Consider the following 12,196-nt stretch of genomic DNA (forward strand, 5'->3'; position numbering starts at 1 on the left):
ATGTTGATATTAGTCCTGCGGGAACTCGAGGGTAAATTTACTACCCTTGCCCAGCGTACTTTCTGCTTTAATTTTGCCTTTATGTGCGTCTACGATCGCTTTTACGTACGACAAACCGAGACCAAATCCTTTTACATTGTGCAGGTTGCCCGTATGTGCACGGTAAAACTTCTCAAAGATACGCGATACCGTGTCGCGGCTCATCCCAATGCCATTATCGGAGATGGTAATCACCAACGCCTTGCGGGTATTATGAGTATGAATCTTAATGTCCAGGCTGTCTTTAGAATACTTGATAGCATTATCCAGCAGGTTAAAGATCACGTTGCCGAAATGCACCTCATCTACTTTCAGAATAGGCTGAATGGCCTGCAACTGCAAGTCCACCCTGCCATTTTTGCTGTCCAGCTGCAACTGCAGGTTCTCCACCGTACGGTTGATCAACTCGTGTACATCCAGCACCTGCAGATTGAGGGAGATCTCTTCCTTTTCCATAAGCGCGGATTGCAGGATAGTCTCCACCTGTTTGTTCATCCGTTTGTTCTCCTCTTTGATCATACTGGAGAACTGCCGGATTTTGTCAGGATTGCCAATCACTTTGTCATTGCCAATCGCGTCAATAGCCAGTGAAATTGTGGCCAGTGGCGTTTTCAGCTCGTGTGTCATGTTATTGATGAAGTCTGACTTTATTTCAGACAGCTTCTTCTGGTTCAGTAACGTGCGGATGGTGAGCGAAAAGGCCATGATAATGATCGTCGTAAACAGGATGCTGCCTACGATCATGAAACCCAGGTACTTAAAGATGTACGGGCTTTGCTCCGGGATGATTACCTGCAGCGATTCGGGGGCCACCAGCGTGGGCAACTCCATATCGGAAAGCAGTACGCCGTATACCCGGTAACTGTTGGTATCAACCACCGTGGCGTTGTACACCATTTTTTCAAAGCCGGGCGACTTTAACTGGTAACTGCGCTCGCGGCCTACCACGGCAAACTCGAAATCGGTGATTATCTTGTTGTTAGACATTGCCTTACGTAACAAGGCCGACACTTCATCTGCCGTAAAGCGTACGCTTACGGATTCAAATATAGGTGTAATGTCGCGCTGGATGCGGATGCCGCGGGAGTCGGCAATCACCTGGTCCATACGCAGCGATTTGTACGGATGGTTGATCATAGAGCGGGCTACGGTGTCCATCACGCGGATCATGCGCTGCTCCCGCTCTTCGCGTTTGATAACCGCCGCGTTACGGATCCAGCTCACCTGGATGTAAATAATACCCGCCAGCGAGAGTGTAATTAATACAACGATCAGGGGAAAAGTTTTCTTCAAAGGCAACATGCGTAAGTCGAATATTTTTTAAATATAGCCAAATCGGGCGATGCGGGCCACCTCCAATTTGTTAAAAATCAACCCATAAGTGGCCATAGCGCTACATCCGGCTACTGTAGGGCGTTTCTCTGGTTATTGATTGCTATAGCAACAATGATACAAAATTAAAGCGCGCAAAGGCGCATCCATGCGCTTTCTACGAAAACAATATCACTTTAACGTAACTTTAACGCAAAATTTACGTCGTAAATCAATGCACTTTACCTAACTTTGCCTTGCAAACTGGTACTAAATTTGATTATGAAGTATTAGTTGATTAAATAAGACTTTAAAATTTCTACATACATCGACGTGGATTAATTCCATAAGCGATTTAGATTTTGGTTGATAAAATGGTAAGGGGGTTGTCTAGCCTCCTTCTTTTTTTTATATACCCTTCTCATCTTCCGCTCAATTAGCTAAATTTGGATAGAACGCAAGCAAAAGTTTAGTGTATGATCCAGTTAGAGCCAGGAATATTATTGATTGCGGACCCTTTCTTAAAAGATCCGAATTTCGCCCGTTCCGTTATACTGTTGTGCGAACACCAGGAAAAAGGAAGCTTCGGTTTTGTACTGAACAAACTCTTTGACCAACGCCTCGATGAACTGATCCCGGACATTATTCCCCCCAACATTCCCGTTTACAATGGCGGCCCGGTTCAGCAGGATACTATTCATTTCGTGCATCAGTTACCCGAGCTGATAGAAGGCGGTTTCGAAATCGTACCCGGTTTATATTGGGGAGGACGTTTTGATGCTGCGGTAGAACTCATCAATTCGGGGAAGATCGACCTCAGCAAGATCAAATTCTTCATCGGCTACTCCGGCTGGAGCAGCGGCCAACTGGAAACAGAGTTTAAAGATAAAAGCTGGATACTCTCCCATATCAGCGCTCCGCTTGTATTTAAGGAGAAGGAGCAGGACATCTGGAAGCAGGCGCTCAAGAACCTGGGGCATTCCTTTGCGATGATGGCGAACTTCCCTTCAGATCCTTCTTTGAATTGACCATGCAGCTGTGGGGTGACAGTGGCCAGCGCTGTAAGCTTATCTACCCTCGACGCACTATTCCTTGCCGGCCTTGTTCATCTTTCAACAGGCCTTCCTCAAAATGAACAGGAATGAACAACCGCGGGGATACTATTTGGGGTAACTTACGAATGGCTATAGTTGTTTTTCGTCCCCGTCCCCTACCTGTGGCTAATTCGGCCAAATTTCAACCGTCTGATCAAACTACTTCAGGGTTTCATATACGAGGCACTGCCACCAGGCATGTGTTGTCGTGTATCTGTGACCAAGGTAACCCGGCCTGCAGTCTTACCGGCCGGACTGTCATACAAGAATTAATGGATTAACACAAAGGGCCGGGTAATCTTACCCGGCCCTTTGCTATTTTGCTTTTCTTCGATGATCTTATTATTTGGCGCCTGCCACAACACCTTCTACCAGTACGGTAGCTTTGTTGTTCAGTACTTCCACAAAACCGCCTTCAATAACGTAATGTTCTGCGCGGGTTTTGTCCGCCAACACCTTCATTTTGCCCTTAGCCAGCGCAGCGATCAGCGGCGCGTGTTTGTCGAGGATCTCGAAAGAGCCGTCCACGCCGGGCAGTTGAATACCGTACACTTCGCCTGAATAAAGCTTTTTTTCCGGTGTTAATATTTCTAATAACATGATTGAATGCGTTGCGTGATTGTTACTTGTTAACCTTTAGAAGCGCTTATTTAGCGGATTCCAGCAGTTTTTTACCTTTCTCGATGGCGTCTTCGATAGTACCCACCAGGTTAAACGCTGCTTCAGGCCACTCGTCTACTTCGCCGTCCATGATCATGTTGAAACCTTTGATGGTATCTTCGATCGGAACCAGTACACCTTTTAGACCGGTGAACTGCTCTGCTACGTGGAAAGGCTGAGACAGGAAACGCTGTACTTTACGTGCGCGTGATACTGTCTGTTTATCTTCCTCGCTCAGCTCGTCCATACCCAGGATCGCGATGATGTCCTGCAGTTCTTTATAGCGCTGGAGGATCATTTTCACCCTTTGTGCACAGTTGTAGTGTGCTTCACCGATGATGCTCGGAGAAAGGATACGGGAAGTGGAGTCCAATGGATCCACCGCAGGGTAGATACCAAGGTCAGCGATCTTACGGCTCAATACCGTAGTCGCATCCAGGTGGGAGAAGGTAGTTGCCGGAGCCGGGTCGGTCAAGTCATCCGCTGGTACGTATACCGCCTGTACGGAGGTAATGGAACCGTTTTTAGTGGATGTGATACGTTCCTGCATCAGGCCCATTTCTGTAGCCAGGGTTGGCTGGTAACCTACCGCAGAAGGCATACGACCTAACAGCGCGGATACTTCGGAACCTGCCTGGGTGAAACGGAAGATATTATCTACGAAGAAGAGGATGTCTTTACCACCACCTGCAGTACCATCTCCATCACGGAAATATTCTGCAATGGTAAGACCAGACAGGGCCACACGTGCACGTGCGCCAGGAGGTTCGTTCATCTGACCGAAGATAAAGGTAGCCTGTGATTGCTCCAGCTCTTTTTTATCTACAGCAGACAGGTCCCATCCGCCTTCTTCCATTGAATGTTTGAATTTTTCGCCGTATTTAACGATACCAGCTTCGATCATTTCACGCATCAGATCGTTACCCTCACGCGTACGCTCACCTACACCGGCGAATACGGACAAGCCTTCGTAACCTTTTGCGATGTTGTTGATCAGCTCCTGGATCAATACGGTTTTACCTACACCCGCACCACCGAACAGACCGATTTTACCACCTTTTGCGTATGGCTCGATCAGGTCGATTACTTTAATACCAGTGAACAGTACTTCAGTATCGGTTGCGAGATCCTCGAAACGAGGTGGCTGACGGTGAATAGGATAACCATTGCTGCTATCGATATCACCCAGACCGTCGATCGCTTCACCTACCACATTGAACAAACGACCTTTGATCTGTTCGCCAACAGGCATTTTGATGGGAGCACCTTTGTCCACTACCGCCATACCACGTACGAGACCGTCTGTGGAATCCATGGCTACGGTACGAACGCTGTCCTCTCCGAGGTGCTGCTGCACTTCCAGGACTAATTTCTGACCGTTATCACGGGTAATTTCCAGGGCGTTGTAGATTTCCGGCAATTTTCCTTCAAAATGCACGTCCACTACGGGACCGATGATTTGTTTGATCTTACCTGCGTTAGGCATATTAAACGAGATTTATAGTGCGGTTTTATTAAATTTTGCGCAAAGGTAAGGGTTAGAAACAGAAAATCAAAAACCTCGAACACCGTAATGCCCTCATTTTTTAAACTTCTTTTCCTCCCTATGAAAAACCTGACAAAAGTCAGGCAATATCGGTCATAATATTTATTTAACGCGCCTTTTGTCACAAAATGGGGGAAAATAAAATTTCAAGCGTATTACTTTGGAGACCGCCTCACATCAACACATTTAAAAGATCTATTACATGAAGAACAAATCACTACACCGCCGCGACTTCTTAGGTAACCTTTCCAAAGCCGGACTGCTGGGTGCCGTGGGGTTAGGCATCGCCCCGGCCGCATTGAAGGCTGGCGGGCTGCCGGAAGATGCGCCCCTGGTGGCTGCCGGCCACACGTTCGCCACCAAACCTTACCTGCAGTGCCCCACCCCTACTTCGATGACCATTATGTGGATTACCGCCAAACCTTGCTACAGCTGGGTGGAATATGGGGAGAACGGGCAGCTGGACCAAAAGGCGCACCATCTCACAGACGGTATGGTGGAGGCTTACGAGCGGCTGAATAAGATCGCGCTGGAAGGACTGAAACCTGGTACGACGTATAGCTACCGCGTCAAGTCAAAAGAAATTACGGAGTTCCTGCCTTATAAACTCACCTACGGCGATACGATCGAAAGCGAGGTGTATACTTTTACCACCCAGGCCCTATCACCCAAAGAAGTAAGCTGGCTGGTGCTGAACGACATACATGACCGGCCGGCATCTTTCGGGGCGCTGCTGGCTTTAAACAAAGGCGAAAAAGCCGATTACCTGTTCCTGAACGGTGACATGTTCGACTACCAGACCGACGAGCAGCAGGTCATTGATCACATGCTGACGCCGCTGGGCGAGCATTTCAGCACCTCGGCACCTTTCATTTTCGTGAGAGGTAATCACGAAACCCGTGGTAAATACCGTATGCACCTGCACGAGCACTTCGACAATCCCGAGCACCGCAACTACTTCCAATACACCTGGGGACCAGTACACTTCACCGTACTGGACACCGGCGAAGACAAAACAGACGATACGCCCGTTTATGCAGGCATCGTGGATTTCGACCGCTACCGCAGCCAGCAGGCCGAATGGCTGAAGCGAGTGGTGCAATCAACCGCCTTTAAGCAAGCGAAGTTCCGCGTAGTGATGATGCACATCCCCCACTACCACTCCGGCGACTGGCATGGCCCGATGGACTGCCGCGCGAAGTTCGGCCCCATCTTCGAGCAAGCGAAGATCGACTTGCTCATCAGCGGTCATACCCATAAATACGGCGTACACGAAAAGCAAGCCGACCATAGCTATCCCATCGTGATTGGCGGCGGTCCTAAAGAAGGCAATCGCACGCTGATCAAAGTGAAAGCGACGCAAACGGAGCTTCATCTGCGCATGTGGAAGGACGATGGTACAGAGGTGGGCAAACTGCAATTGAAAACGAAGCGATAGCGGTTGCTGAACGATGTGGCCTTTAGTGTTGCGCAGCAATTTTCCGTTATCGCGAATGAGAAGCGAACCTCCGCGCCGGTCTTCGAGTCAGTGGTTACGCAGCCGGGAAGGGGAAATGCTGCTGAAGTGAGTGACACAACGGCGGCTGAGAAAAGTGCCCAAAGCTGGTTACCAAAAGCTACGACTCATAAGGCCGGCAAATGTACACACGGGTATGCAGCTCGGAACGGACACGGCGGAACACCTCGTGGCCGTCACCCATGTTTTTATACAGCAGCAGCATGTCGATAGGCCGCTCGCCCTGGCGGTAAGGCGGTTGGTGGTAGGGATACGGAAACGCCTGGAAGCCCGCACGCTCGTAGAAACGGAGGCGGCGCTCGGCGTCTTTGGTGTCGGGCAGTTCCACTTCGAGCACGATTGCGTGAAAGGTGTCGCAGAACAGGGCCATCACCTCGGAACCGATGCCGGCACCGCGGGCAGACTCCAGGATGGCAAAATGTTCGATGTACGTGAACCCGTCGAGCGGCCAGTAGAACAGAAAGCCGATGAATGTACCGTCTTTTTGCAGCAGCGACAGCTTCAGACGGCCTTCGTCCAGGAATTGCAGCTGCGGCTCCCAATCACGGCGCTCGGCCAGGGGAAAGGACGATTCGAATAACAACTGCACATCGGCAGCAGCGGCGGTGGAGGGGTGTAAAGACAACATGCTACTAAGATAACACAGCTTGTGCCAAGTATGCGATTATCCGTATCTTTGGAACCGATAAACTTGAACAATGAGAAAAACATTATGCTTCCTGGTAGCCGGTATGCTCAGCACCGCTGCTGTTTTTGCCCAGGACAAGATCGCATCCGCAAAACCAGGTCAAACCTATGGCCAACCTACGAATGCCAGCAATGCTATTAAAATGACCGATCTGCAAGCCAAACTGAAAACCGACACCGTTTATAACGGTAAAGTTGAAGGCACCGTAGTGGAAGTTTGTAAAAAGAAAGGCTGCTTCATGAAACTGACCCGCCCGAACGGCGACCCGGTAATGGTGCGCTTTAAAGACTATGGCTTCTTTATGCCGCAGGATATAGTTGGTAAAACCGTGGTGGTAAACGGTGTAGCGCAGGTAAAAGAAACTTCGGTTGAACGCCTGCAACACTACGCAGAAGATGCCGGTAAAAGCAAAGAAGAAATTGCAAAGATCACACAACCTAAAACCGACATCACCTTTATGGCTGACGGGGTTTACGTGGTGAAATGATTAGATGATCATACAAAAAAGGCGCTTCTGAACGAAGCGCCTTTTTTTTATTGCAGATTGGTGCATAAATACGGATCCGGATCATCTGCCGCCACCTTTTTATCTTTCGACCAACACAGGTTCATCGCCTGGCTGGTTACGCTTTTCAGTGACACTTCCACCTTCATACCTTTGCGGCTGTTACTCGCTTTCACGATGCCTTTCCCTTTTGCGTTGATGCTGCGCACCGTGTATTCCTCCGTTTTAAAAACCTTGCCTTTATTGCGGATATACTGCACAGTGACCACCACATTATCAATAGGGTATTCGGTTTGATTTTGTACGATGATATCGAGGTCTTTTATGCCACCGATAAGCCCCGTGCGGTAATCGCCGGTAGATACCGACACGAACTGCTTCCAGTTATGGCGGTAATACGTACGCTGATCTACGAACTGGTCGGCCTGGTGCTGCACCATATCCTTACGGGCAGCAATTTGCCGGGCGGTGCCCGAAGTCATTTCAACACTGGCGCGCAGGTCGCGGTTTTCGCGGAGCAGCCGTTCATTTTCACGGTAAAAGCGGGCCGCACGGCGGTTCTCGCGGTAGGAGTTAATCCCGAAAACGAGTACCAGTATGGCGGCAATGCTATAGAATAGCAGGTTTCGTCCTTTCATAATGCATAGGAGAATGAAAAAATGATGCCATTCTGTAGTATGCCCAGGGATTTACTCCACAAACTCATAACTTATCCGCTCATTTCGCTCAAAGTCATACAGCGTAAGCACCCGCACCGTATAATACGCATTCCAGAAGGAGCGCAGCGCGGTCACATAACCCTGGCTGGCCTGGTTCTTTTCCTGTTGGGCGAGGTTTAGATCCGTGATGGATATTTTGCCGATCAGGTAACGTTGCTTCGTAATCTCGTAACGTTGCGCGGCAATAGTATCGGCCTTGGCGGCGCTGGCGAGTTGTTTTTTCTGGATGTTGAACTGTTGCGTTTGAAGAAATACTTCCTGTTCAAAACTACGCTCCTGCTGCTGTACGTCGATCTCCACCAGTTCGGCATTAGCTTTAGCCTGCTTTACGCGGTAACGTGACTTGCCCCAGTCCACAATGGGAATGGAAACACCTACGCTTAGCAACTGGTTTTGTTGCAGGGCGCGGCCGGCATAGGCGTCTTTGATCGTAGCACCGTCCTGGCTCTGGCCCAGGCTGGCCTGCATGTTAAACTGGTAACCGTTGCTGCCGCGGGCTTCTGCCACGTCGCGTTCGGCCTGTATGCGGCGGCGGCGAAACTCCAGTACGGCTTGGCGATTCGTATTGGCCTCACTCACGGCACGCTCCATCACCACCACAAATTGCGGCACGTCGGCAGGGGCAATCACATCAATGTCTGCATCCTTCGGCATATTCAGGAAACGTGTAAGTTCTCTATAAGCCATTTGTTTGCTGAGCTGCGCCTGTTCCAGGGCGGTTTGTGCATTCAGCAGGTTCAATTCGATCTGTAGCAATTCGTTCTCTGCGATCTTACCCAGTTCGTAACGGCCTTTCGAAATTTTGTACAGCGTGTCGGTGTTAGCCACGTTGGCCTGTAATATCAGCTCGTTCTGCCTCGCGGTGAGGGCGTCGAAGAAATAGCCGGTCGCTTCGAGGGCGGCGCGTTCCAGATCTTCCACATACCGGCGGGTACTCTCTTCGTACAGCAATGGACTGATCTTCTTATCCCATTTATAAGGATTGTAGAGGATCATCGGTTGTGAATAGCGGATGGAGAAGGGGGTAGAAAGGAAACTCACCGTATCGGGCCTGAACAAATCATTCCTTTGCAGATTCGTTTCCAATGAAAAAGTACCGCCGGTAAATGGTACGATCTGGTCCAGCGACATACCTGCGCTGGTGTAAGAGAAATAACTTTTATTAAAAGCATAACTACCATCAGGCTGGCGTATGCTGGATATATTACCGAGAAAGCTGCTCGTATTATCAGCCGTCAGTCGCAGCTGCGGCCGCCTGTTCGCCACGTAATACCGAAAGGTGTACAGGCTGTTCATCGCATTACTGCGCGCCCTGTAATAGGACGGTGAACTTTTTTGCGCCTGCATGATCACATTAGGCAGCGTAAGTTGTTGCGAACGGGCGGAGAGGGTGAACAGCAACGCCGTAAAACAAGTGGTTATCAATTTCATGATCAGGTGTGTCTTAAACATTCGATAGGGTTCTGATTAGATGCCTTACGTGCAGGAGAGATACCGAACACCAATCCTACGGAAGAAGCCAGCACAAAGGAAATGAAGATGCTTACGCCGGATATGAGGGTGCGGATGTCGGCGATCTTATCCACCAGGTAAGCTCCCAATACGCCGAGAACGATGCCGATGATGCCGCCGCAAAGGCTTATCAGCACTGCTTCGAACAGGAACTGCATCACAATATCTTTCTTCTGCGCACCCAGCGCCATACGTATTCCTATTTCCTTGGTACGCTCCAGTACAGACGCCAGCATAATGTTCATGATCCCGATACCGCCTACCAGCAGTGATATACCGGCAATTGCACTCAATACGATATTGAACACATCCTTCGTTTTCTGTTGCTGTTTTAACAGCTCTTCCGGGATGGTCATTTCGAAATCTGTAACGTCGCTATGCCGGCGCTTCAACATACGGTTGATGACGTTGGCTGTTTGACCCAGGTGTTCGCCTTCTTTTACTTTTACGACGAGCTGGTCAAGCTGGTGCTGCGTTTTGGCGTTGGCAGACAATTCGGCAAGTGCTTCCTCGCTATAGTACACGCCTTCGGGCAGGCCAGTGTTTTGCACCGCGGGGTTCTTGTAACGGATCAACATCGTGCGAATGGGAATGTAAATATCCATGTTGTAATCGCGTATGCCGAGGTTTGATTTCGTAGCGTCGCTGATGTACTTTTCTTCTGTCACGCCTACGACCTTCAGCCATTGCGTACCACACTTGATGCTTTTACCGATAGGATCTTCAGTGAGGAAGAACCTGCGTTTTACGCCACTGCCGATGATGCATACGGCTTCACCCTGCTCCTCTTGTCCGGGGTTAAACATTGCGCCGGAGGAAAGGCCGATATTGTTGATGCTGAAGAAGGCGGGTTCTACGCCGGCCATCTTAAGTTTGCCGCTTTTACCACGATAAATAATGTCCTGGTCGAGCAGCATTTCAGGGCTGATCGCTTCAACGGACGGTAATATGTTGCGGATGTTCTGTGCGTCCTGCAGGGTGAGTCCGCGGCTGAAACGTCGCTTTTTCTGTTCCTGCGGTTGCTGGTCTTTTGCATCGCTGTTTTCGGACTGTTGCCCGCCTGCTGCGGCATTTCCATCCTTACCGCCTTCTTCTTTCGGTTTGATAACGATGTTGTTCACGCCTACGAGCTTCATCTGGTTCAGGATTTCTTCCTTGGCGCCCTTACCGATGGCCAGCATGGCAATAACCGCCCCCACGCCGAAAATGATGCCCAGGGCGGTGAGGAACGATCGTAGCCGGTTAGCGGCCAGCGAGTCGAGCGCAATGCCCAGGTTATTAAGATTACGGGTACCCAAAATTGTTAACATGCCTGATGTGCTTTAAAAGTGAGGGTTACAGGCGTTTCACCTTTTGGTCTTTGGCAGATGCGGGCTCTGTGAGCAACAACTCATCGCCCTCTGCTACACCTTTGTCTACGATCACCGATTCATCATTCGAGCGGCCGAGTTTTACTTCGCGTTTCTCGATCGCACCGCCACGCTTCTGGTATACGAAGCTCACATCTTTAGCCCCGTCTTTTTCCGAGAACACAGCTTCCAGTGGGATGAGCAGCTTGTTTGGCACTTCGTTGATCAGGATCGTGTTGGCGGTAGTCATACCTGGCTTCAGGATCGAGTCCACCTTATTGAGGCGGATCATCACCTCGAACACTTTCGCATTCGAACCAGGGCGGTTTTCACCTATGTTGGCCACTGACTTTACAATGCCGTCCAGTTTTACTTCGGGAAATGCATCGAGGCTGATGCCTACCTTCTGATCTTTTTTGATCTTGCTCACATCCACTTCGTTGATGTAAGTTTTTGACAGCATGCTGGAGAGGTCGGGCAACATAGCCAGGCGTGGGTCCCAGGGACGAACGCTGGAGCCTGTTTTCTTTTTACCGCTGAAGTCGTTGATGTATACGAGCAGTCCGTTCTTCGGTGCTTTAATCTCAAAACGGCCACGCAGGTCGTTGAGGTCATTGATTTGCATCTGGAACCGATTTACCACCGCATTTGCCTGTTGCATTTTGGAAGCCGCCTGCCGTTGTTTCAGCTGGTTGTTTTCTTCCATCTGTTTGAGGTCGCGCTCCGCTTTCTCCAGGTCGATCTCGGCCTGGCGGATGGTGGCGGGCGGCTCGTACTTACTCAGTTGCAGCGCGAGCCGTTTCTGCTCCATCTGGAATTTAAGATTCGTAATTCCATCACGGGCTTCACGCATGGAAAGCGCCGTATCCAGTGCCGTCTGCGCTACTGTGGCGGCGGCGCGATCCAGCTCGGCCTGCCATTCCTGTATCTTTTTGTTCACCAGGGTAGGGTCCAGCGAGGCGATGCGGTCGCCAGCCTTTACGAAAGTACCTTCCGGTACCATGTCCTGGATTTTAATATCTTCATAAATCTGGTTCGACTGAAGATCGGAGGGGCCGTTGATATACTCTGTGTTTTCGGCCATCAGTTCTCCGGGGCTAATGACAACGTCCCTGAAATTGGACCTGGCTACTTTAACGCTCAGGCCTTCGGCCACCGTTTTATTTCCCCAAACCACGTAGGCAACAATTGCGGCGAGGCCAGTTAGTGCGGCAATGAGCCACCTTTTTTCTTCAACATAGGTTAAACTGATAACAG

The 12,196-nt window shown here is 49.9% G+C and carries 11 protein-coding genes; 3 read left to right on the forward strand and 8 right to left on the reverse strand.

Going from position 1 to position 12,196, the window contains the following annotated elements:
- Window positions 1–9: 9 nt before the first annotated feature.
- Window positions 10–1,341, reverse strand: coding sequence for a sensor histidine kinase (locus MKQ68_RS18170; RefSeq protein ID WP_264280352.1), 1,332 nt, complete (start codon window positions 1,339–1,341; stop codon window positions 10–12).
- A gap of 485 nt (window positions 1,342–1,826) precedes the next feature.
- Between MKQ68_RS18170 and MKQ68_RS18175 the strand changes: the two genes are divergently transcribed.
- On the forward strand, window positions 1,827–2,378 hold the full coding sequence (locus tag MKQ68_RS18175; protein WP_264280353.1) for a YqgE/AlgH family protein: 552 nt from the start codon (window positions 1,827–1,829) through the stop codon (window positions 2,376–2,378).
- A gap of 408 nt (window positions 2,379–2,786) precedes the next feature.
- On the opposite strand, the gene atpC is transcribed toward MKQ68_RS18175, so the two are convergent.
- Together atpC and atpD are read right to left on the reverse strand one after the other, a co-directional pair.
- A complete protein-coding gene (gene atpC / locus MKQ68_RS18180; protein ID WP_264280354.1) occupies window positions 2,787–3,044 on the reverse strand; it encodes an ATP synthase F1 subunit epsilon in 258 nt (85 codons plus the stop codon).
- A gap of 46 nt (window positions 3,045–3,090) precedes the next feature.
- On the reverse strand, window positions 3,091–4,590 hold the full coding sequence (atpD, locus tag MKQ68_RS18185) for a F0F1 ATP synthase subunit beta (protein WP_264280355.1): 1,500 nt from the start codon (window positions 4,588–4,590) through the stop codon (window positions 3,091–3,093).
- A 262-nt stretch (window positions 4,591–4,852) separates the two neighbouring features.
- On the opposite strand from atpD, the gene MKQ68_RS18190 reads away from it, so the two are divergent.
- Window positions 4,853–6,088 carry a purple acid phosphatase family protein gene (locus MKQ68_RS18190; protein ID WP_264280356.1) on the forward strand — a complete coding sequence of 412 codons (1,236 nt, stop codon included), beginning with the start codon at window positions 4,853–4,855 and terminating at the stop codon, window positions 6,086–6,088.
- Window positions 6,089–6,266: 178 nt separating this feature from the next.
- Here MKQ68_RS18190 and MKQ68_RS18195 read toward each other — a convergent pair whose 3' ends face one another.
- Window positions 6,267–6,794, reverse strand: coding sequence for a GNAT family N-acetyltransferase (locus tag MKQ68_RS18195; RefSeq protein ID WP_264280357.1), 528 nt, complete (start codon window positions 6,792–6,794; stop codon window positions 6,267–6,269).
- 70 nt (window positions 6,795–6,864) lie between these two features.
- On the opposite strand from MKQ68_RS18195, the gene MKQ68_RS18200 reads away from it, so the two are divergent.
- Window positions 6,865–7,341, forward strand: coding sequence for a DUF4920 domain-containing protein (locus tag MKQ68_RS18200; protein WP_264280358.1), 477 nt, complete (start codon window positions 6,865–6,867; stop codon window positions 7,339–7,341).
- A 47-nt stretch (window positions 7,342–7,388) separates the two neighbouring features.
- Here the strand turns inward: MKQ68_RS18200 and MKQ68_RS18205 are convergent, their stop codons facing one another.
- The 4 genes from MKQ68_RS18205 to MKQ68_RS18220 are packed head-to-tail and all read right to left on the reverse strand — an operon-like array spanning window position 7,389 to window position 12,116.
- Window positions 7,389–7,997 (reverse strand): hypothetical protein, encoded by a 609-nt coding sequence (locus MKQ68_RS18205; protein ID WP_264280359.1) that lies wholly within the window; start codon window positions 7,995–7,997, stop codon window positions 7,389–7,391.
- Window positions 7,998–8,048: 51 nt separating this feature from the next.
- Window positions 8,049–9,509 carry a TolC family protein gene (locus MKQ68_RS18210; RefSeq protein ID WP_264280360.1) on the reverse strand — a complete coding sequence of 487 codons (1,461 nt, stop codon included), beginning with the start codon at window positions 9,507–9,509 and terminating at the stop codon, window positions 8,049–8,051.
- Window positions 9,510–9,511: 2 nt separating this feature from the next.
- Window positions 9,512–10,900 (reverse strand): ABC transporter permease, encoded by a 1,389-nt coding sequence (locus tag MKQ68_RS18215; RefSeq protein WP_264280361.1) that lies wholly within the window; start codon window positions 10,898–10,900, stop codon window positions 9,512–9,514.
- Between the two features lie 25 nt (window positions 10,901–10,925).
- Window positions 10,926–12,116: an efflux RND transporter periplasmic adaptor subunit gene (locus MKQ68_RS18220; protein ID WP_264280362.1), complete on the reverse strand. Its 1,191-nt coding sequence runs from the start codon at window positions 12,114–12,116 to the stop codon at window positions 10,926–10,928.
- Window positions 12,117–12,196: the final 80 nt, after the last annotated feature.

This window comes from Chitinophaga horti (assembly GCF_022867795.2).
In the GTDB taxonomy this organism is placed as follows: Bacteria; Bacteroidota; Bacteroidia; order Chitinophagales; family Chitinophagaceae; genus Chitinophaga; species Chitinophaga horti.

Coding starts and splice junctions, on each gene's coding strand:
- MKQ68_RS18170 (WP_264280352.1), bottom strand. CDS start 1,341: ATGTTGCCTTTGAAGAAAACTTTTCCCCTGATCGTTGTATTAATTACA.
- MKQ68_RS18175 (WP_264280353.1), top strand. CDS start 1,827: ATGATCCAGTTAGAGCCAGGAATATTATTGATTGCGGACCCTTTCTTA.
- atpC (WP_264280354.1), bottom strand. CDS start 3,044: ATGTTATTAGAAATATTAACACCGGAAAAAAAGCTTTATTCAGGCGAA.
- atpD (WP_264280355.1), bottom strand. CDS start 4,590: ATGCCTAACGCAGGTAAGATCAAACAAATCATCGGTCCCGTAGTGGAC.
- MKQ68_RS18190 (WP_264280356.1), top strand. CDS start 4,853: ATGAAGAACAAATCACTACACCGCCGCGACTTCTTAGGTAACCTTTCC.
- MKQ68_RS18195 (WP_264280357.1), bottom strand. CDS start 6,794: ATGTTGTCTTTACACCCCTCCACCGCCGCTGCTGCCGATGTGCAGTTG.
- MKQ68_RS18200 (WP_264280358.1), top strand. CDS start 6,865: ATGAGAAAAACATTATGCTTCCTGGTAGCCGGTATGCTCAGCACCGCT.
- MKQ68_RS18205 (WP_264280359.1), bottom strand. CDS start 7,997: ATGAAAGGACGAAACCTGCTATTCTATAGCATTGCCGCCATACTGGTA.
- MKQ68_RS18210 (WP_264280360.1), bottom strand. CDS start 9,509: ATGAAATTGATAACCACTTGTTTTACGGCGTTGCTGTTCACCCTCTCC.
- MKQ68_RS18215 (WP_264280361.1), bottom strand. CDS start 10,900: ATGTTAACAATTTTGGGTACCCGTAATCTTAATAACCTGGGCATTGCG.